Raw genomic sequence first — 681 nt, forward strand, 5'->3', positions numbered from 1 at the left:
ATGCCCAACCTCGCCCGGGCCCTGACCGTGCGGCTGGCGGACATCGACGCGGCGGTCGCGCGCGACGAAGCGTCGGGCGCGCTCGACCGGTTCTTCCTGCAGGCGATGCTCGACGATCCCATGATCCGGATGGTCATGGAGGCTGACGGAGTGACCGAGGCCGACCTGCGCCGCCTGTACGAGGCGTGACCCATCCCGGAATCGATCGAAGCCCCGCTCGGGATACGTGGCGCGAAGGACCCCTGTGGCTCCTGCTTCCGGCGCGGCGATATTCTGTTTTCCATCGAGGCTTGTCTTGATGGGCGAAGTCTGTCAGGAAGGTGGGGCAAAGCATCCTCTTTCGACCTTCTGTTTCCTTGCGGCTTCAGTTGCGACTCTGACGAACTGAGCCAGGCCACCGCATCAAGCGGGTGGCGCACAAGACAAGGATACATCACGATGGCCAACGGCACCGTGAAATGGTTCAACGCCACCAAAGGCTTTGGCTTCATTGCCCCGACGGGCGGCTCCAAGGACGTGTTCGTTCACGTCACCGCGCTTGAACGCGCCGGCATCCGGCAGCTCAACGACGGGCAGACCGTCACCTTCGACCTCGAGCGTGACCGCAACGGCCGCGAGTCGGCGACGAACCTCGTTCTCGCCTGATCGAACCATCTTCGGATCGACATGGACGGGCGGCCT

At 63.9% G+C, this 681-nt stretch carries 1 protein-coding gene and 1 pseudogene; both read left to right on the top strand.

The window, feature by feature from the left end; translation table 11 throughout:
• Nucleotides 1–189 (top strand): annotated as a pseudogene (locus tag FG154_RS20670) (hypothetical protein); the annotation flags it as partial.
• A gap of 249 nt (nucleotides 190–438) precedes the next feature.
• A complete protein-coding gene (locus FG154_RS20675) occupies nucleotides 439–645 on the top strand; it encodes a cold-shock protein (protein ID WP_011911127.1) in 207 nt (68 codons plus the stop codon).
• Nucleotides 646–681: the final 36 nt, after the last annotated feature.

Origin of the sequence: Cereibacter sediminicola (assembly GCF_007668225.1) — a bacterium.
In the GTDB taxonomy this organism is placed as follows: domain Bacteria; phylum Pseudomonadota; class Alphaproteobacteria; order Rhodobacterales; family Rhodobacteraceae; genus Cereibacter_A; species Cereibacter_A azotoformans.